The organism is Chitinophaga sp., from assembly GCF_019236475.1.
GTDB lineage: Bacteria > Bacteroidota > Bacteroidia > Chitinophagales > Chitinophagaceae > Chitinophaga.
This window is the reverse complement of the sequence record NZ_JAFAIX010000003.1, coordinates 433,837-453,875: the sequence shown is the minus strand read 5'-3', so window position 1 is coordinate 453,875 and position 20,039 is coordinate 433,837. Positions and strand designations below refer to the sequence as shown.

The window sequence follows — 20,039 nt, the reverse complement described above, 5'->3', positions numbered from 1 at the left end:
AGATGATCGCGCATTCATCGTCATTCACATAAATGTTTACCCATGAAAAGAAGAGATTTTCTACATCTCACAGGCATGGGGATAGGAGCGGGACTGTTATCCCAAATACCCCTCATCGGGAAGGCTATCCCCCTTGAAACCCCCTGGTATTCGGTAGATGTGGCCAAAAAGAAAGAAATGGCCGACATCGCCCTCAATGCCGCGCGCAGTAAAGGCGCCACCTATACGGATGTTCGTATAGGCAGATATCTGAATCAATATGTAATCACCCGGGAAGATAAGGTGGAGAACGTAGTCAATACGGAATCCTACGGTATCGGTATCCGTGTACTGGCCAATGGCTGCTGGGGCTTCTCTAGCACCGATAACCTCACCAGGGATGGGATTGCCCAAGCCGCAGCCCTGGCAGTAGCCATCGCAAAGGAGAATTCCCGTATCATGACTACCCCAGTAGAACTGGCTCCCCAAAAGGGCTACGGGGAAGTAAGCTGGAAAGCGCCCATCCAACGCAATGCGTTCGACGTGCCGCTCAAAGAAAAAGCAGACCTGTTGCTCTCTGTGAATGATGCTGCCATAAAAGGAGGCGCTAACTACGTTGGCTCTTACCTCTTCGTGGTGAATGAACAGAAGTATTTCGCGAGCTCCGACGGTTCTTATATCGATCAAGATATTCACCGTATCTGGCCTACTTTCCGCATTACAAAAATCGATGCCGCCACCGGCAAATTCGAAACCAGAGCGGCCCTCAGCGCGCCAAGAGGTATGGGGTATGAATACCTAATGCCTGATGAGTCTGAGAAAATCCATGGCGTCACTACGTTGTATCGTAACCGTTATGATATGTTGGAAGACGCCCGTCAGGGTGCTGCACAGGTACAACAGAAAATGAAGGCGAAATCCGTTGAGCCAGGAAAATACGACCTGGTACTGGATCCTTCGCATCTCTGGCTCACTATCCACGAATCTGTAGGGCACCCTACTGAACTGGATCGCGTGTTGGGATATGAAGCCAACTTCGCAGGTACCAGCTTCCTGACGCTGGATAAATGGGAATCAAAGAAATTCAATTTCGGCAGCCCTATCGTCAATATCAAAGCAGATAAAAAACAACCGGGCTCCCTCGGCGCGGTTGGTTACGACGATGAAGGAGTAGGCACCCAAGAATGGGACCTCATCAAAGATGGTACACTGGTGAATTACCAGGCTATCCGCGATCAGGCGCATATCATCGGGCTGGATCACTCCCAAGGATGCTGCTACTCTCAAAGCTGGAAGGACGTGCAGTTCCAGCGTATGCCAAATGTTTCCCTGCAGCCAGGCAAACAAAAACTGACGCCTGCAGAGATCATTAAAAACGTGGAAAAAGGCATCTTCATCGTAGGAGATGGCTCATTCTCCATCGATCAGCAACGGTATAATTTCCAGTTTGGTGGCCAAATGTTTTATGAGATTAAGAACGGGCAGATAGTAGGTATGCTGAAAGATGTGGCCTATCAGAGCAATACACAGGAGTTCTGGAATTCCTGCAAAGCCATTGCCGATCAGCGCGACTACCGCCTGGGTGGTTCCTTCTTCGATGGAAAAGGACAACCAGAACAGGTGAGCGCCGTTTCACACGGTTCTGCTACCGCTCGTTTTAATGGAGTAAACGTTATTAACACAGCTAGAAAAATTTAATTATGCCTATTCTTACAAGAGAAGAAGCGCAGGCATTATTGAAAAAAGTGCTTGCCTACTCAAAAGCTGATCAATGCGAAGTAAGTATTTACGGCAGCGATAACGGTAATATCCGCTATGCCCGTAATGCTGTTTCCACTAGTGGAGGTAATACCTTCAGCCAGATGGCGGTAGCTTCGGCCTACGGGAAACGCCAAGGAATTGCTACTATCAATGAATATGATGATGCTTCCTTAGAAAAGGTAGTACGTCGTTCTGAAGAACTAGCGAAACTTGCCCCGGAAAACCCGGAATTCATGCCTTATTTGGGCCCGCAGCAATACGGTCCTTCCGGTACAGGCTTCGTGCAGGAAACGGCCGCTATTGACCCTAAAAAGCGTACAGACATGGTAGCTGCCAGTCTGGATATTTCCCGCCGCAACGACCTCATCGCTGCTGGATTCCTGGAAAATACCACGGCCTACAGCGCAATGATGAATTCCAACGGCCTCTTTGCTTATAATAACAGTACCGGTGGTAAATTCAACGTTACCCTCCGTACGCAAGATGGTACCGGTTCTGGATATGTTAGCAAAGGATTCACGGATGTATCCAAACTGGATGTAAGCGCTGCTACTACCATCGCTGCTAAAAAAGCGGCTGGCTCCAAATCAGCGAAAGCGCTGGAACCGGGAAAATATACGGTGATCCTAGAACCGGCTGCTGCTGCGGTACTGGTGGAGCAAATCTTCTTCAATATGGACGCCCGTAGCGCGGATGAAGGCCGTAGTTTCCTCAGCAAACCCGGTGGTAAAACCAAAGTGGGAGAGAAGCTGGTGGATGACCGTGTGACCATCTACTCTGATCCATGGAATCCTGAACTGCCTACTTCTCCTTATAACGGCGATGGCAGACCACAGGAGAAAATTACCTGGATCGATAAAGGGGTGATCCAAAACGTATATAATACCCGCTATTGGGCAGAAAAACAGAAAGTGAAATCGGTGCCTTCCCCAGACGGCGCTATCATGATCGGTGGCACCAAATCCCTGGAGGAACTGATTAAATCTACAGAAAAAGGTATCCTTGTCACCCGACTCTGGTATATCCGCGAAGTAGATCCACAAACACTCTTGTTTACCGGCCTTACCCGTGACGGAACTTTCTATATCGAAAACGGTGAAATCAAATACCCCATTAAAAACTTCCGCTTTAATGAGAGCCCCATCATCATGCTCAATAACCTGGAAGAAATGGGTATCTCTGAACGTACCGTCAGTGGCGAATCTGGAATCGAATTGCTCCTGCCGCCAATGAAAATTCGAGACTTTACTTTTACCTCCCTTTCAGACGCAGTATAACCGTGTCTCACTAAAAAAGACAAAACGCTAAAAATCTGTTGGCCCTGCCCATCGGGCAGGGCCAACAAAAAAAAGAAAAATAGGGGCGAGACGTCGCAGACGTCTCGCCCCTATTTTTCAAATTCGCTTGCGCAGCAAAAACTATTCTGCCATCATCTCCTCTTCCTCCTTATGCCTCGGCAGATAATACAAATAATAATAAGCTAGTATCAAAATCCCCGATACAAAAGGAATCAAGGCCAAATGCTTAAATGTCATCTCCCCATAAATCACCATAGCATCAAAATGGAAAAACTCACTAATCATCCAGTACGAGTTAGCGCTTATCCATAAGCTGATGGCCACATTATGACATAACTCCGCCACATACTGGCGCGTACGCCAGGCAATCACCAGCGAAATAATCAATGTAGGAAATATCATGGCAATACCCAACGGCTTCCATATCATACACCAGGCAACATCTTTCAACAGCCAGAAAACAATATGCAGGTTTTCCATTTTCCGATAGCGCAGCGGAATGGTATACACAGGAACGGCAGTCCTCTCTTTGATCATGTTGGTTGAATTACAGATTTTAGGCTTAAAGATATTGTTTATCTTCGTTTTTCTGCCAGATCTTATTGCTCATTTCCAATTGATAGTCCTATGACGGCAAACGATTTCTACTGGTCTACCCGCAATACCCGCTTCCATGGCATACAATGGGTGCCTACCACTTTTTCGTATGTCATGATCATCGTACATGGCATCGGCGAACACGTGGGCCGATACGATCATGTGGCTACTTACTTTGCTGAGAAAGGCTATGCGGTCATTGGGATCGATCACTACGGCCATGGCGGCAGCGACGGCCAACGTGGGGCTACCCGTGGTATGGAATTCTGCTTCGACTACCTAGCGGATTTCCTCCAGCATGTACAGACTACTTTCCGTAAGCCTATTGTGATGTATGGACATAGTATGGGAGGAGGCATATTAACTGGATTTTTGTTAAGGAGACAGCCAGATATCGAGGCGGCAGTGATCTCTGCACCGGCGCTGATCGTGGCTCGCAGGCCAGGCGCACTCCTCCGGGGTATCCTGTATCTGGGAGCAGCCCTGTTCCCGGATCTGCGCGTGAGCCAAGGGGTAGATATCCATAAAATATCCCATGATCCAGCACAAGTGGAAAAGTTTAAAGCAGATCCGCTGCGTCATGATAGGATGAGCCTGCGCTTAGCGGCGGATATGGTGCGCAATGGCCGCTGGTGCCTGCGTCATGCGAAAGAACTGAAAGTGCCTGCATTACTGATCCATGGCAGCGCAGATGCATTAACCGCCGTAGAAGGCTCCCGCAAATTCGCGGATAGCGCGCCTCCATCGCTGATTACCTACAAGGAGTGGACGGGCGGCTATCATGAACTTCACAACGAACCCAACAACAAAGACGTCTTGTTTTTTATCAATAAATGGCTCACCCATCATACGGAAATAACAACGGTTGGTTAGCATTGCTAACCAACCGTTAGTTGAAAGCGGTAGAAAATGTTTATGGATTAGTAGACCACATGCCGGCGGACTTAATTACCACTCTACGGTTCAGTTTCAACTGCGATACTACAAATTCTGCCAGATCTTCCGGCTGCATAACCTTTTCAGGATTGCCATCTGTCAATTGCAGTTCCTTCGCCATATCGGTAGCAATGGTGCTAGGCGTTAAGGCACTCACGCGAATATTGTGTTTGCGTACTTCCAGCATCAAGGACTCTGTCATACCTAACAGTCCGAATTTAGATGCGCTGTAAGCGCTGGTCAGCGGTGCGCCCCGTTGTCCGGCAGTGGAAGAAATATTAATGATATCACCGGTTTTTCTTTCAATCATGGAAGGTAAAACGGTGCGGGTAACATAGTACACGCCCATGAGATTCACTTGTATAATCTGTTCCCACTGTGCAGGACTCAAATCCATAAACCCGCCAAATGCAGCAATACCGGCATTGTTGATCAGTATCTCAATGGGGCCTAATTCGGAAGTCAGGCTAGCGATGGCATTTTCCACCTCTTCCAAATTGGCAACATCCGCAGTAGCAGTAGCCGCTTTCACACCAAGATGACGCGCAGCTATGGCTACCTCCTGCAAAGTAGCTTCCGTACGACCCATCAACGCAACGTCTACGCCTTCTGCCGCCAATGCCAATGCTATTGCTCGTCCTATTCCCTTGCCAGCGCCTGTTATCAGGGCTTTCTTTCCTTTTAATGACTCCATAATTGCTAAAATTTAACTGTTTCAGATTTCTCTGGAATGATTGCAATTTACAGATTATCTTCGCTCCAAAACATTAAATTACTGTGTCATGATACGGCTTTCCAATGAAAAACTCACCGTTGATATTGCAGAAAAAGGCGCAGAACTGCAAAGTATCCTACGGAATGATAATAGCCTGGATTATATGTGGAGCGGCGATCCCGCTTTCTGGGGCAAGAAAAGTCCCGTACTGTTCCCAATAGTAGGCGGACTAAAAAACAATACCTATCATTATAACGGCAAAGAATATACGCTAGGTCGCCACGGATTCGCCAGGGATATGTATTTTACTGTGGTGGAACAAGGCCCGGATAGTGTCCTGCTTTCTCTGGTGGCAAATGATGATACCCTGAAAGTATATCCCTTTCATTTTATTTTCAGTATCCGATATGTATTGACAGACACGAAACTCTCTGTTAGCTACCATGTCAAAAATACCGGTGATGAAATCATGTATTTCTCCGTAGGCGCACATCCCGCTTTCAAAGTGCCGATAGCAGAAGGTTCTGCCTTCACTGATTACTACCTTCATTTCAATCAAACGGAAAACGCAGGCAAATTCCCACTCTCCGAGAATGGCCAGATAGAAATGGACCCTGTACCATTTTTGAATAATATACAACGATTGCCATTGGAGAAATCTTTGTTTTATGAAGACGCGCTGGTCTTTAAACACCTCGCCTCCAATCAGATCAGCATTAAGAGCGATCGCACGGGCTACAGCGTTACCGTTCAATTCGACGGTTTTCCTTATATGGGCATCTGGTCCGCAAAAGATGCCGATTTCGTTTGTATAGAGCCATGGTGCGGTATTGCCGACAACATATGCACTACCGGAGAACTCGCAGCAAAAGAAGGCATCAATGCCCTCCATCCAGGCCAATTATTCGATAGATCTTGGTCTGTTACCGTACAATAATGACTACACGAACTTTCCTGGTTGTCGTCCCTGCCCAGCGGGCAGGGACGACGAAAAAGCAAAAACCGGATTTGACCTCGCAGACGTCAAATCCGGTTTTTGATACAGCTTCTTTTTTTATACAAGAAAAAAATTAGAAATTATATCCTGCTTTCAGACCCCAGAAACCATGCGTACCATCCTTAAACCAGGCTTCATATTTCGCTTCCACATCCAAGCCCAGTAAACGGATACCAATACCCGGAGCTACCAGCGCACCTACACCACTGTTGTAATCACCGGTGAAATGTGCGGTACCACCTTCTACTTTCGCATACAACATAGAGAACAACTTGTAACGCAACCCCAATCGAATAGGAATCACATTAGCGGCTGGTACATCCTGCGTAGAACCAGGTGTGGGGCCACTGATCGTCTTACCACCGAAATGCATGAAACTTACAGATCCTACTGCGGTAAGACCCGCCACCAACTTGACATCTGCACCAAGACCAAGACCATAACCAGTATTGTGCGTGTTGCTGAAATCACCAGTTGGAAACCCCGCTTCTACAAAAGGACCAATGCTAAAACGCTTTAACTGAGCCTGCGACGATTGCGTACTTACGCATAATACCAGCAGAATGGCAACCAGTGCCTGAAAGACTTTTTTCATAAGATCTAATTTTCAAAGGATTTGGTTACTATAAATGTAAGGATTCCTTTGAAATTCACAATAATTATGCCTCTTCCAACTCTGCTATTTCCTCCGTATATACTTCACCGAAAGTAGGCTCCGGACCTTGAATCTTCGGTGGAATCAGCTTGTACACCACTGGCGTCACAATCCTCGACAATAAAGTAGAACTGATTAGGCCTCCGATCAATACAATGGCTAATGGAGAGATCAACGGATTGGTGGAAATGGCAATCGGTATTAATCCACCAATCGCGGTGAGAGAGGTGAGTACAATTGGTAAGAATCTTACCTCTCCAGCCTCTCTGATGGCGTCTTCCAGGCTATGCCCCTGCATACGCAACTGGTTGGTGAAATCTACCAACAAAATGGTATTCTTCACTTCAATCCCTGCCAACGCAATCAGTCCTATAATGGCCACGAATGATAAGGAATTCCCTGTTATCCAGAGGGCAATGGCGGCGCCCACAATCCCCAATGGGATGACAGAAAGCACTATCAGCGTGCTTTTGAAGGTTTTGAACTCCAATATCAATACTGCCACAAAGAGAAATACGGTCACAATAATGATAGTCATAAATCCACCGAAGGAATCTTTCCGACTTTCCACTTCTCCACCCATTTCATAGCTGTAGCCAACTGGCAAATGTTGCGCATCCATCTGTTTAATCACGTCATTGATGACTTTATCTGCGAGATAACCCTTCTGCACAAACGCAGTTACTGCTACCATTCTATTCTTCTCTTGGTGGCGAATAGTGAGCGGCCCTGTTTCCATCTCCAGCGAAGCTAACTGCGATAACGGAATCGCAGCACCCTGCGCATTATTGACAAAAAGGTCCCGGAATACATCCAGTGTAGGCTTGCCCGTTTTCTGGCGTGTTAACAGGATATCATAATCGTTATCATTTACGTCATTGTACTTACCCAGGTTGATGCCGCTTACCGCTAATCTGACCGCCCTGTCTATGTTTACCGTTGGAATACCTAACTGTTGGGCTTTCTCCCGGTCTATCTTCACCCGGATATCGGTTTTTAGATTACTCACGGGGTTCTTGATGTAAATGGTGCCAGGCGTTTTCTCCAGCAGCTTTTCTGCATTGGCGGCCAATGTACGTAAGGTATCCAGGTTGTCCCCGAAGATGCGTATTTCTACAGGTGCGGCTACTGGCGGGCCTTGTTCGAAGTTCTTTACTTCAATCTTCGCGCCGGGATAGGGTGTCCACTGTTGACGCAGTTTTTCTATCAGTGCCAACTTTGCAGCAGGACTGGTATGTGGATCCAGTTGCACGAATAATTGGGCATAGTCGCTGTGCTCATTTTCAGGAATCTCATTGTAATAGATACGTGGATTGCCTTTCCCAATATTGCTGGCAACGTATTTCACCGCTTTCTCTTTTTGCAATACCGCTTCCAACTGACGGGCAATACTATCGGTATACGTGAGGTTACTCTGTGGCGGCGCAATTACATTCACTAGGAATTGCGGCTTTTCAGAAGCAGGGAATAAACTGAAACCAATTGCTTTAAATACCACCAAAGAGCCCCCGAAAATCAACAAGGATACAATGATCGTGAGCACAGGGCGATGTAGCGCTTTGTCTAGCAAACGAGCATAGCTGCCATGAATCATACGTTTCAGTGCACGCATGAAAATATTGCCTTCTGGATTTTGATGGTCCTTCAGCAGTTTGCTAGCGAGGAAAGGAATGATAGTGAGAGACACGGCCATGGAAGCCAATACGCTGAAAATTACAGCCAGTGGGAGTCCGCGTATGAAATCGCCTGCGCCTTCCGGCATGAATACAATCGGCATAAATGCTATAATCAAGGTAGCCGTACAGCCTATTACTGCTAACCCTATTTGAGAAGTGGCTTTCAAGGTGGCTTCCATTCTGCTATGTCCGTCTAGCATCCATCGTTCAATGTTTTCAATCACCACAATGCTGTCGTCTACCAGCAATCCCAATGCTACCACCAATCCTACAATACTGAGCTGGTTCAGGTTATATCCAAAGAGTTGTAATAACACAATGCCGATGGATAAAGACAGCGGGATGGAAATCATTACAATAATAGCGGGGCGTTGTCCCAATGGCAGCAAGGTGATGGCCACCAGTAGGATTGCAATCAGAAAATCTTTACCGAGTCCTGCCAGCCTGGAGTTAACCGCATCGGCTTGGTTGAAATACAGTGCCAGATCAATATTAGCAGGTAATGTTTTGCGGAAAGCCTCCACCACAGGTTGAAATGCAAGTTCCGTTTTACTGATATTCTCTCCAGGCTTTTGCGCAGCAGATACCACTACACAGCGATTACCATTAAGTCGCACGAAATATTTCTCATCATCAAATCCATAGTACACATTCGCAATATCTTTCAGGAAGACATTTTTCCCATTGGCGGCAGCAACAATCGTATTACCGATGCCTGCCAGGTCCTGGTAATTGCCGCTGGTTTTGATGTTGAACGCTTTTTCTCCTGCATCAATGCTACCGCCGGGAATATTGGCCATCTCACTTTGAACTGCCTGCATCACTATCCCGATGGGGATATGCAACTGGGCCATCTTATCTAATTGCAATTCTACACGCACCTGTTGGTCGGGCAATCCGTGAATTTTTACATTCTTCAGTGCAGGTACTTTTTCCAGGCTTTCTTGGAATTTTTCTGCGTAGAAACGAAGCTGGTCGCGGGAAGCATTCTCGGAGATCAATGCTGCTTGGAGAACATTTACATCGGAGGGTTCGCTTTTCAATACTTCAATACTGAAGATATCCGCAGGGAGGTCTTTCTTTTTGTTATTGACTTCTCTAACCAGCTCCTGGTACTTTTGCTCCACGTTTGAATTGTACTTGTATTCTACACGAATGGTGGCTACACCGTCGCTGATATTGGTACGTAAGCGTTTGATATTTTCAAGGCTGTATATTTCTTTCTCTAGTGGATTGATCACGAGATCTTCCATATCTTTCGGACTAGTTCCTGGGTAAACCACTACCACAGTGTATTGTGGCGCTTTCATCTCGGGGTCTTCCGAGCGCGGCATATTCATGATAGTACTGATACCCAGCACGATGATCATGATGAATATTACCAGGGTGAACTGGTAATTCTTGACGGCATAATTGGATATTTTCATGAGTGCAGCAATTTATTGGATGATGCGGATAGGAGATTGATCTTTCAGATAGGCGCTACCGGAAACAATCAGTTTGGCTGCATTCCCAATGCCGCCACTGATCAGCACCTGGTCTTTTTCCATACCTGCGATGGTTACCGGCACTTTCTGTGCAGTTTTGTTATCGTTGGTAACAAATACAAACCCACTGCTGCCGTTGCCATCCAGTAAAGCGCCATATGGGATGCGCCAGATACCGGAGGTATCGGCAGCAGCAGTTTGAATAGTACAGCGGCCGAACATCCCTGCAGCAATGGCTGCTGGCTTATTTCCGCTAAGCTGTACATCTAGGATGAAAGTGCCGCTTTGTGGATCTATACCTTCTGATTTGCGTGTAACCGTTCCCGGTAATTGGAGCGATTGCACTTCAATATTTGCTTTATTGCCGGTTTTTACACTGGCCCATTCTTTATCGCTGACGCCTATACGTAAGATCCAATGTGCATTGCGAGCGCCATTGGTTTGCAGCACAGGTGCGCCCGCATTGATGAGCTGTCCTGTATTGGCGAGTTTGTGCAATACATAGCCATCTTGTGTAGCATGAATGGTAGAGTAGGTGAGATTGAAACGGGCGGAAGATAATTGCTGTGCTGCTAGTTCCTGTGCGGTTTTGCTGTTCTGCAATTGTTCCAGTGTAGCCACGCTATCGTTGTACAAATTCTGTGTACGATGGAAATCCCGCTGTGCCTTCTCATAGGCCAGGGTGGCCTGTTGTACCTGTGCATTGATTTCTGTCAGGTTCAAAGTAGCGAGCAGTTGACCTTTATGTACAGCATCGCCTTCTTTTACATAAATATTATTGATGATGCCACCTGTTTTGAAAGAGAGATATACCTCATCATCCGTGGTAAATTGTCCGGATGCATGGATGGTTTGTGCGCCCTGATGTTGTTCCAGCGTGATGGTTTTTACGGGGATGATGCCAGTACTGTCTGTTTTAGCAGGCTGCTTTTTGCTACCACAGGAGGCTAATACAACAGTGAAAGCTATGAAGATGGGAAGACGTTTCATGGTAATCAGATTTTATTTGTTGATATCAATGTTGTAAGATGCCTGTGCTCTTTCTACGGCTGCAAAAGCTGTTTGAACGCCGGCTTGTGTCACCGCAATCTGCAGCCTGGCTTGTGTCAACTGGTTCTGCGCATCCAGTAGTTCGAGGTAAAGGAGCTGTCCTTCCTTGTAAACCTTCAGTTGATCGCGATAATAGCGCTCTGCAAAATCAAGTTGTGTGGTAGCAGCGTTGAAATTGCGTATAGCCGTGGCGTAATTGTTACGCGCTTGCTGTAATTGGAGCTGCAGTTGATCTACCGTCTGTGACGCGGCCATCCGGATGGCTGCTACATTGGTTTCTGCCTGTCGGATGCGATACTTGCTTTTATGAAAAGTAAAGAGGCTCCATTCTAAGTTTACCCCGAACATATAATAGCGAGAGCTATTATCGAACGTGATGGGAGCGCCCTGAGAGCCAAGATCCAGGAATGTGCTCAGTTTAGGAATAATGTAGGCACGCTGTAGTTTTGTGTTCAACTCATATGCGCTGATAGCATGCTTGTATTGTTGTAATTCTTCCCGACTATTAACATCGCCATATGCGAGGGCGCCGGCGGCAGGCTGGGAGAGCAACCCGCTGTCAAGTGTAATGCTGTCTCTCAAATCCCTATTCAACAAAAAATTGAAATAGGCTTTTGCATTCTCCCGGGCATTTTCTGCCTGATTGATAGACGCATCTGTTTTTTCTTTCTCCGTTTTGGAGCGGTACAGCGCTGTATTGTTGCGCACCCCATTGCGGACCATACTCTCGTTGATGCGGATGTTTTCATTGATGAGTGCTAATGCGCTGTTGTATATAGCCACTGCCTGAACCGTCTGATAATACTGGAAATAAGCGGTTTTTATATCCTGCACCAACTGCCGTTTGTAGACATTCACTGCTGCCTGTTGTTGACTAATCTGTTCCTTTTTGATTTGCTGATTGTAATAGATTTCCGCATTAATCAATGGCATACTGGTTCGCACTTTCGTATCCAGGAAATTATCAGGGTTAAGCTGGAATTTCGCATTTTCCATCATGGGAAAATGACTGCCAGTAAGCTGGTTCAAAGAGCCATAAACAGGATTTAGGATATCCCCCAATGGAAAATCGATGGTACGCCCACCTTGGGATTTTACATAGCTGGCGAGAAAGGTAACATCTGGACCAAATAGGCTTTTAGCTTCTTTCAATGCATAGAGGGCTTTGTCCAGTTGAATATGCTGCTCTTGCAGGCCTTTGTTGCTGTTGAATGCCTGCTGGATGTAATCATCGAGCACGGTCTGTTGGGCGGATGCCGCTATGCTACTCGCTATCAGCCCAATTAACAATGCTCCTTTTGTGAAGAATGTGAACATAATAAACAGTGTTTATTACTAGTGTTAAAAAAAATAGCGCATGGCTATTACTATTATCGATGTTGATATACTGAACGATGTTCAATTCGCCTGTTAAAAAAAAGCCCGAAGGCTTTTTACTATGATTTAGGCTTTGATAGTTTCTACATAATGTTTAACACAGGATCGTACAAATGCAGGCAATGCTAAAACGTCCAGTTGCGCGATTTTAATACGACAGCGGAGATTCAGACTAATGAACCCATGTATAAAGGCCCATATGCTCAAAGTAGCTGTCATCGGGTCAGGAAAACGAACCAGCTTTTTCTCTACACATTCGGTCATGATATCTCTCAGATAACTGAAGGCTTCCAGACCATTCTTCCACTCTTCATCTTCTTCCACGGTATTCATGGGCGCCTTAATGATGAACATCAGGTCATACAGCTCTTGATATTCCTGTGAAAAGTCGAAATAGGCCAAAGCCAGTTGCTCCAAGCGTTCTAGTACGTCCGCAGCAGTGACTTTCGCTTTGAAATACGCAGCCAGTTTGCCAAAAGCCTCCGCCTGTACATCATAAAGCAATTCATCCTTATCTTTGTAGTAAAGGTAAATCGTAGCGGGACTGTATTCTATCTTGTCAGCAATATTCCGGATGGAGACTTTCTCATATCCCTCCGCAACAAACATGTCAATTGCTGCATCTACAATACGACGCCGCATCTCTGCCTTCTCTCTCTCTTTACGTTCTGTAATGCCCATTGAAAAAGTTTACACTGCAAAGATAATGAACGGTGTTTATTTATTCCAAATAAATTTTCAGAAATTTTTGAAAACGTTGAATTTCAGGGAGATGCGATCTGCTCTGCCCGCAATGTCTTAAATGGCAAAGGCGCAATGGGGAATGTTTTATATCCCATTGCGCCTTTGTTATGATAGCTTTTAAAGTCTATTCTACAACAATTTCATCACAGCAAATAGCTGGTAATTTATTCCCCGCTTCCCTCCAGGAAGGAATAGCTGGCAGGGATTGCCCAGTAACGCGTATATACCTGGCCGTACCACTCACCGGAAACTGGTAATGCATAATCTGAGCGGTATAATCCTCCTGCGGAGTAGGAATCGCTTTTACGCCCACTTCTTTATAGCTACTACCATCTGTAGATACTTCAATATGGATCTTCGCTGGCAAGTACACATTATGCCGGGGATCTTGTAGGAAGTTCAAACTGATTTGTTTGATAGCTTTGCTACTGCCCATATCCACCGTTGCTACCAAGTCTTTGCCATACGTGAATAACCAGTTATAACTGAAATCAGTATTGCCGAAAAGTCCGTCTGTCAGTGTTTTTTCTTTCATGGGACTGTATTCTGGCGTATAAGGATTAGCCAGTTTTACAGGCGCTCTAAATGCGAGTCCGCCGATCCATTTCCTATTAAACTCCTTATTCCATTCCTGTAGATATTCATCCGGCGTCTGACCTCCTTCTGAGAGCTCTTTCGCAACGGCCATCTTACAAAGATTGGTAAATCGTTGCACACGAGCAGGCCATTTCGGATTTACCGAGTAGTCGTTGCCGTTAGCCACCAAATAACCATATTTCTCTGTGCCAAATGCCCGCGATTGCTGTAATACAGTATACTCCATTGGCAACCTCGCTTTCATCACTCTACGCAGCAATACAGAGTCATTCTCTGCGGCAGCTTCGGCTTTGTCCAGCAAGGCGGAATATTGATCTATCAGGGCAGGAGAGAGGTAGTCTTTTGCACTGTAGATAGGATTGCCGTAAATATCCAGTACTGCATGTGTTTGCGCCACAGCGGTAGCCAACGCTTTTACATACTGTTGCATATAAGGCGCGGCGCCCTTGTAATAGCTCTTCATGAAATCTTCTGTCACTGCTGCTGCATCTGCATGCGGATTCCAAAGCAGTGCAGCTTGCAGATAACTGTTGTATTCTGCTGCATCGCCGAAGGTATCGCCACTGCCTTGTGCAAAGACGCCTTTTACATGATGTGCCGCGAAATAACGCATATTGGCGGCTACATTACTATAATCGGGAAATGGACAGAGATAATTGGTAAACTGTGTGGTATAATCCCAGATAAATAAATTACTGGTACTATGTTCCCAGTCTTGTAAATTTTTCCGGAACGCTGCTGCGGAAGGTGCTGTTTCCAAAGGTGTCTGTCGATAGGCGTCGATGGTACTGAGCATCACGTATACATTACCCGCAGGTTTTGTTTTGGTAGGCGCCTTACTCGTATGGGCGTACGCGAGCGTGGTAAAACGCTGGTCCGGAAACTGTGCGGCCACTCTGTTTACAAAGCGAACCAAGGTACCGGCAGGACTTCCTTCTTCTTCATCCACCTTCTTACACTGCGGACAAGTACATGCACCCGGACCATCCATGGGAGAGATCGACCAGTACATAGCATCCGGGTTATCTGCAATCGCTTTTTTGAAATAGGCAACCGTGAGTTTGAAAACATCTTCATTCGTTAAACATAACTGCATTGGTTGCCTACTGCCACTCACCATAGAATAGTATTCCGGGTGACTGGCAAAATAGGTTTTAGGAGGAATAATCTTGAAGAAGGAATGCCCCCATAATCCCCACAAATCCTCGAAATGATGTAATCCATGCCAGTCCAGGTATTCCGGGTCTGTAGAAGCCGGATAAAAGCTTTCCCGATAAATAAATACTGGCTCCTGCAAATCCTTCATGTTTCCAGGAATGCGGATATTCTTGCTGGAAGGGATAAATTTCTGTAAACCAGACATTTTCCGGCAGTGCAGGTAAGTATCCAGGAAGTGATAAGCACCATAGACTACCCCTTTCCCGTATCCACCCCGCACATACACTGAATTATCAGCAGTGCCAGTAAAGAAACCGTCGTCCTTAATTTTTTCCGGACCAGTAGTAGCATTCGTATTTCCTACATAGATGGCCAGTTTGCCTTTATAACCGGTTTCGGTCATGATGGGCAGCCGGGCGCCAGAAATCTGTTGGATATAATCCTGTAAGATACTGGCTGCTTTACTTTCCGCTTTGGTAGGTGTTGCCGGCGTTACAATGGTATACTGACTTCGGCCTCCGGAAACGAGTGAAATATCACCGTCTGTATGGCTACAACCGGTGCCTACCCACATCAGTATGCTGAGCAATATACTATTCATTGTTCTGGTCATTGTTTGGTCTGTTAAAATTTACGCATCAGCACGAAGTACAAATCATACTGGTTGTAGTAAGTCTGATCTGTTACTTTTGAATTGATCCAGGTACCGTATAATCCCAATGTGGTGCGATATTTCAATACCGTTTGGTAGCCCACTGCTACACTGCGGGTGAGTAAACCTGCCAACTGAGGATAATTGATCAATCGGCTTTTATCATCCGGAGATGTTCCCAATCCGCCAATCAGCGATAAGAAATTCTGATGGTTCCGATCGGTATAATATCTAGTAGTCAGGTTAAAGGCTGTCCAGGTATGTGGTTCATCCCGAATAACATACCCACGCAGGTTCACCCAGAAATCTCCGAATGGTTTAGCGATGGATGCAACTGCTGAATAGTTATTGGTACTATCTACTTTCAAATATCGCGCACCAATTTCTGCTTCAATCGCATGCGGGAAGGTGTAGAACAAGGAATAAGCAGCCCTGAATTTAGGAAATACATTATCGCTAGCGAAGGTTACCAGGCCATAGCTATAGGCCTTCTTGGTGTGAACCCAATATACCTCCGCTTCTCCCTGTAAACCATTCCCATTCTGGCGTCCGGCGTAATCCGCCCTCAATGCATACGAACCACCTCTCTTCAAAAACCGACGATATTCCACTGTAGCAATGTTATACCTGTTGGAAGTGTAATCAAAGGTGGAATTCAGGTAGTACAATCCAAACTGATTACGCATTGTTTTGCTGTTCAGCAGATCGTAATAATCCTTATTAGCAGGAGTAGGATACTTTTTCGCCAGCGTATCAGCCGCGGCTGCCGCTGCGGTGTAATCCTTTTTGTTTTCCAGTGTTACGGCACGCTTCAGCAGGAAATTCTCATTTTCTGGATACGTATATAATGCCTGGTTAGTATAATACAGGGCACTATCATATCGCTGCTGGCCATTCAGCAGGTTAATGATATTTTGTAATGCCAGTGAATCTTTACCATTCACCTCCAGCACTTGCTGGAATGCAGTAATGGCGCTATCTGGCTGCTGTCTGCGCTGGAAATCGCTTCCCGCCGACATGAGGGCTGTCGTATAGGCGTTACGGTATTTTACCGTGTATGGATAACGTGCCATCAACGCAGCACTAACATCTGCAGCTTCGCGGTAACGACCTGCATCCTGCAATGCGCCTGCTCTTTTAAGCAGCAAGTCTTTATCTGCTGGATAGTACGCAAGTGCTTTATCTGTGTAATAAAGGGCGCTGTCTGGTCGGCCAGTACCACTCTGCATATTGATCATATAATCTAATGCCTCGCGGTTATCGGGCTGTACTGCCAGCACTTCTTGCAAATGTTCTTTTGCCTGATCAAACTCTTCCGCCTTCATGAGATTGCGAGCGGCGCTCAGTTGAAGATCTACCAGGGAACCTTTCAGGCTTTCATTTTTTGGATGATTGGCGGTAAGAGTAGCCAGTATTTTCGCAGCTCCTGCATAGTTACCCATGGATTCCAGAATAGTGGCTTTCTTCAGCAGAAAGTTCTGATTGGATGGATAGTAGGAGAGGGCTTCGTCTGCCACTTTTAAAGCGGCCCTGTTATCTTTAATTTTAATATAAGTGTTGATGGCGAGTCCTAGTAAAGTCGTGTCTCTCGGACTAATCTGCAAACCCTGATGGAAAGACGCCAAAGCCAAGTCATACTGTTCATCTTGGGCATATTGTCTGCCAGCACCGGCTTCCAGGTTCACCAGTCTTTCACGCAGATCTGCGGTAGGCGCACGTTGCAGGAGCAGTTCTCCGATTGCAGCGGCTGCGCTGTATTTATGATCTGCTTCCAGGATATCCATTTTCAGACGCAGTAAGCGAATGTCATTAGGAGAGGATCGCAGGCCGCGATTGATCCATGCCAGCGCTTCTTGATAGGCGCCTCTGGCCATGCTGTAACCGATTACTTTATCCTGTGCTTCTTTGTTACCTGGATTTTTTTCTAACACGGAAACATAGAGCGAATAAGGATCCGTTTTAGTATAGTAGGCCGCAGCTTCCATACGCAGGGAGGTTTCCAGGCTACGGGCTTTGGCATCGTTAGGATATTTACGGTAGATCTCTTGCAGTACGCTTAAGGCATCTGCATATTGATGCATTTCCTGGAGAATGCCCATTTTACGCATTAGCAGGTCGTAGTTGCCAGGCTGGCTTGCCAACCCTGTGTTGACAGACTCCAGTGCAGAAGCCAGGTTGCCGCTTTGTAATTGTGCACCTACGCTTGCTTCACGGGCTTCTTTGTTTTTTGGGTCGACAACCAGTACTTTAGCGAAGCTCTTGCGCGCCATTTCATGGTTGCCATTCTTCTGCTGATAATAACCAGTATAAATATAGTGATCTATATAAGCCTGACGGGTGGCGGAATCTTCTGGGAATTTGTCCATTACATTCTCTGCGAGCGCATCACCGCGGTATTGCTTGTGCTGTGCATCTAGAATAGACAGTTTCTTCAGAAGAAATTCCTTGCTGTTAGGGAAATTTATCAGCGCGTCATCTACATAGCATTCTGCTTCATCATACTTTCCTGCGCTCATTTCCGTATTGATGCCATAGTAATAAGCATCCTTGTATTTTGGATTCTTCTGCAACACCCGCTTGGTATATTTCCTGGAAAGGTCATACTGTTTGGTGAGCATATAAAGGCGCGCCAGCAGCAGTTCCGAGTCGATATAGTCCGATTGTGCATCAAGGGCCTTATAGGCGAGTTCAATCGCCTTATCATAATGTTGCAGGTTAGTTTCCTTTACTGCTTCCGTGTAATACGTTTCCGCATTACTTTTCCGCTGTTTCAATATCTGTCCCTGTGCTTCCATCGCAAAGCATAACAGCACTACTGGAATTACATATTTATAAGACATTGTCATTAAATTCGTTGTTTTAAGTTGTTTTTTTCGGCATGAAGCCCTGGCGTTGCATATTCCCCCATGTTGTTTTCTTTCCAATCAGGAAGTAGAAATATCCCCGCAGCGCAAAGAATACAATGAGAGGATGATATAATATCGGTTCTACCAAAGCCATCAATGCAAGTCCTATTACTTCCTTAGCAGTTCTGTAATAGGGGTAGGTCAACTGATCCCAAGTGATTGCCAGCGTGGTAATCATGATGGAATAGATATAGATGAATACCAGCAATATCCTGGCATATTCCCAGTTTACCTGATCGGTAATGATGAGATATATGTAAAAGATAATGCCTATTGCTTCAATGATTGGCGCCAGGAATTCGAAGAGCAAATTGTATGGGAGTACAATCATGCCCAGGCGTTTATATCTGGGGTTGAATATTTGTTTGCGATGTAGGGTCATAATCTCTGCCAGACCGCGTCCCCAGCGGGTGCGTTGTCTGCTGAAGACTCTCATATTCGGAGGTCCTTCTGTCCAGCATTGGGTGGTAGGAATATAACGGATAGAATATTTCAGATTATTATCCAGCATATAACCACACATACGGGTAACGATATCCATATCTTCCGCAAAGGATTGATGATCGTACCCACCGGCTTTGATGGCTACTTCCTTATCGAATAATCCTAATCCGCCGGAAACGTTTGGAACAGCATTGATCATACTCCAGCCCATTTTCCCCAATACATAGGAACGGATATACTCCATTTCCTGGAACCTGGGAAGGTAGCGGGATGGCGGTCTTTCCCGCACCATCACTCCTTCGTCCACTTCGCTGGAGTTCACAATACGCAAGGTGGCGCCAGAGGCGATTACACGCATACTGTCTTCCTCCACATGGATGTAGCCGCATTCCGGACAAGGGTCGCCTACTTCTTTGATTTGCTTTAGTTGTTCGGTCATGAAAGGATGTATCATACGGAGGAGGGTATCCTTTTCCAGGATACAGTCTACGTCTGTACAGAGGAAGTAAGGGAAGGCAGCCGCATTGATCCCGGCATTGGAGGCATCCGCCTTACTTTTACCATTGACCTTATCGATGACCAACAGCTTGTCATAGGCGATGTTGGTAGATTTCAAGATCCTTTTCACCGGGCGGGTGATAATTCTCTCATTATATGCGAAGTCTATTTCAATCAGTTCAAACTCATTGATCAGCTTTTCCAAGGTATCATCCGTACTACCATCGTTGATGATGATCACCTCAAACTTGGTATAGTTGAGGGTTAGCAGGGAACGGACATTGGATATGATAGTTACGCCTTCATTATAGGCGGGTGCGATCACGGATATCCCTGGTGTTAAGGGAGAATCCAGCAGCAAAGAGTAGTCGGTGAAGCGGCTGCGCTTCTTGAACAGCCGTACGCCGATATTACTCAGGATCGCAAGTGCTGCGTACACGAGTATCATGGCAAGGCCATATACGAAAACGATATTTTGAAAAATTACTCCGACCATTGTTTAATATTTGGTA

14 protein-coding genes are annotated in these 20,039 nt (G+C 46.0%); 4 read left to right on the top strand and 10 right to left on the bottom strand.

Annotated features, from left to right (window positions below; translation table 11 throughout):
• Nucleotides 1-42: 42 nt before the first annotated feature.
• Both JO154_RS04035 and JO154_RS04030 read left to right on the top strand, forming a co-directional pair.
• Nucleotides 43-1,677 (top strand): TldD/PmbA family protein, encoded by a 1,635-nt coding sequence (locus JO154_RS04035; RefSeq protein WP_291942036.1) that lies wholly within the window; start codon nt 43-45, stop codon nt 1,675-1,677.
• A 2-nt stretch (nt 1,678-1,679) separates the two neighbouring features.
• Nucleotides 1,680-3,017 (top strand): metallopeptidase TldD-related protein, encoded by a 1,338-nt coding sequence (locus JO154_RS04030; RefSeq protein ID WP_291942034.1) that lies wholly within the window; start codon nt 1,680-1,682, stop codon nt 3,015-3,017.
• Between the two features lie 141 nt (nt 3,018-3,158).
• On the opposite strand, the gene JO154_RS04025 is transcribed toward JO154_RS04030, so the two are convergent.
• Nucleotides 3,159-3,575 carry a hypothetical protein gene (locus JO154_RS04025; protein WP_291942032.1) on the bottom strand — a complete coding sequence of 139 codons (417 nt, stop codon included), beginning with the start codon at nt 3,573-3,575 and terminating at the stop codon, nt 3,159-3,161.
• Between the two features lie 90 nt (nt 3,576-3,665).
• Between JO154_RS04025 and JO154_RS04020 the strand changes: the two genes are divergently transcribed.
• Nucleotides 3,666-4,508, top strand: coding sequence for an alpha/beta hydrolase (locus JO154_RS04020; protein WP_291942029.1), 843 nt, complete (start codon nt 3,666-3,668; stop codon nt 4,506-4,508).
• A gap of 40 nt (nt 4,509-4,548) precedes the next feature.
• Here JO154_RS04020 and JO154_RS04015 read toward each other — a convergent pair whose 3' ends face one another.
• Nucleotides 4,549-5,265 (bottom strand): 3-ketoacyl-ACP reductase, encoded by a 717-nt coding sequence (locus JO154_RS04015; RefSeq protein ID WP_291942027.1) that lies wholly within the window; start codon nt 5,263-5,265, stop codon nt 4,549-4,551.
• Between the two features lie 88 nt (nt 5,266-5,353).
• Between JO154_RS04015 and JO154_RS04010 the strand changes: the two genes are divergently transcribed.
• Complete coding sequence (locus JO154_RS04010) at nt 5,354-6,223, top strand: aldose 1-epimerase family protein (RefSeq protein WP_291942024.1); 870 nt, start codon at nt 5,354-5,356, stop codon at nt 6,221-6,223.
• A gap of 133 nt (nt 6,224-6,356) precedes the next feature.
• Here JO154_RS04010 and JO154_RS04005 read toward each other — a convergent pair whose 3' ends face one another.
• From JO154_RS04005 to JO154_RS03970, 8 genes are all read right to left on the bottom strand, one after another.
• On the bottom strand, nt 6,357-6,878 hold the full coding sequence (locus tag JO154_RS04005) for a hypothetical protein (RefSeq protein ID WP_291942022.1): 522 nt from the start codon (nt 6,876-6,878) through the stop codon (nt 6,357-6,359).
• A 64-nt stretch (nt 6,879-6,942) separates the two neighbouring features.
• Nucleotides 6,943-10,041 (bottom strand): efflux RND transporter permease subunit, encoded by a 3,099-nt coding sequence (locus tag JO154_RS04000; protein ID WP_291942020.1) that lies wholly within the window; start codon nt 10,039-10,041, stop codon nt 6,943-6,945.
• A gap of 12 nt (nt 10,042-10,053) precedes the next feature.
• Nucleotides 10,054-11,091 carry an efflux RND transporter periplasmic adaptor subunit gene (locus tag JO154_RS03995; protein WP_291942018.1) on the bottom strand — a complete coding sequence of 346 codons (1,038 nt, stop codon included), beginning with the start codon at nt 11,089-11,091 and terminating at the stop codon, nt 10,054-10,056.
• A 12-nt stretch (nt 11,092-11,103) separates the two neighbouring features.
• Nucleotides 11,104-12,468, bottom strand: a complete 1,365-nt coding sequence (locus JO154_RS03990) for a TolC family protein (protein ID WP_291942016.1) — start codon at nt 12,466-12,468, stop codon at nt 11,104-11,106.
• Between the two features lie 126 nt (nt 12,469-12,594).
• A complete protein-coding gene (locus JO154_RS03985; protein WP_291942015.1) occupies nt 12,595-13,209 on the bottom strand; it encodes a TetR/AcrR family transcriptional regulator in 615 nt (204 codons plus the stop codon).
• 187 nt (nt 13,210-13,396) lie between these two features.
• Nucleotides 13,397-15,640 carry a DUF4838 domain-containing protein gene (locus JO154_RS03980; RefSeq protein ID WP_291942013.1) on the bottom strand — a complete coding sequence of 748 codons (2,244 nt, stop codon included), beginning with the start codon at nt 15,638-15,640 and terminating at the stop codon, nt 13,397-13,399.
• A gap of 11 nt (nt 15,641-15,651) precedes the next feature.
• The gene (locus tag JO154_RS03975) at nt 15,652-18,519 is read right to left on the bottom strand and encodes a tetratricopeptide repeat protein (RefSeq protein ID WP_291942011.1); all 2,868 of its coding nucleotides are present in this window, start codon (nt 18,517-18,519) and stop codon (nt 15,652-15,654) included.
• A gap of 19 nt (nt 18,520-18,538) precedes the next feature.
• Nucleotides 18,539-20,023 carry a glycosyltransferase gene (locus tag JO154_RS03970; protein ID WP_291942009.1) on the bottom strand — a complete coding sequence of 495 codons (1,485 nt, stop codon included), beginning with the start codon at nt 20,021-20,023 and terminating at the stop codon, nt 18,539-18,541.
• Nucleotides 20,024-20,039 lie beyond the last annotated feature (16 nt).

Coding starts and splice junctions, on each gene's coding strand:
- JO154_RS03970 (WP_291942009.1), bottom strand. CDS start 20,023: ATGGTCGGAGTAATTTTTCAAAATATCGTTTTCGTATATGGCCTTGCC.
- JO154_RS04025 (WP_291942032.1), bottom strand. CDS start 3,575: ATGATCAAAGAGAGGACTGCCGTTCCTGTGTATACCATTCCGCTGCGC.
- JO154_RS04015 (WP_291942027.1), bottom strand. CDS start 5,265: ATGGAGTCATTAAAAGGAAAGAAAGCCCTGATAACAGGCGCTGGCAAG.
- JO154_RS03995 (WP_291942018.1), bottom strand. CDS start 11,091: ATGAAACGTCTTCCCATCTTCATAGCTTTCACTGTTGTATTAGCCTCC.
- JO154_RS04005 (WP_291942022.1), bottom strand. CDS start 6,878: ATGAAAAAAGTCTTTCAGGCACTGGTTGCCATTCTGCTGGTATTATGC.
- JO154_RS03975 (WP_291942011.1), bottom strand. CDS start 18,519: ATGTCTTATAAATATGTAATTCCAGTAGTGCTGTTATGCTTTGCGATG.
- JO154_RS03980 (WP_291942013.1), bottom strand. CDS start 15,640: ATGACCAGAACAATGAATAGTATATTGCTCAGCATACTGATGTGGGTA.
- JO154_RS03985 (WP_291942015.1), bottom strand. CDS start 13,209: ATGGGCATTACAGAACGTAAAGAGAGAGAGAAGGCAGAGATGCGGCGT.
- JO154_RS03990 (WP_291942016.1), bottom strand. CDS start 12,468: ATGTTCACATTCTTCACAAAAGGAGCATTGTTAATTGGGCTGATAGCG.
- JO154_RS04000 (WP_291942020.1), bottom strand. CDS start 10,041: ATGAAAATATCCAATTATGCCGTCAAGAATTACCAGTTCACCCTGGTA.
- JO154_RS04030 (WP_291942034.1), top strand. CDS start 1,680: ATGCCTATTCTTACAAGAGAAGAAGCGCAGGCATTATTGAAAAAAGTG.
- JO154_RS04020 (WP_291942029.1), top strand. CDS start 3,666: ATGACGGCAAACGATTTCTACTGGTCTACCCGCAATACCCGCTTCCAT.
- JO154_RS04035 (WP_291942036.1), top strand. CDS start 43: ATGAAAAGAAGAGATTTTCTACATCTCACAGGCATGGGGATAGGAGCG.
- JO154_RS04010 (WP_291942024.1), top strand. CDS start 5,354: ATGATACGGCTTTCCAATGAAAAACTCACCGTTGATATTGCAGAAAAA.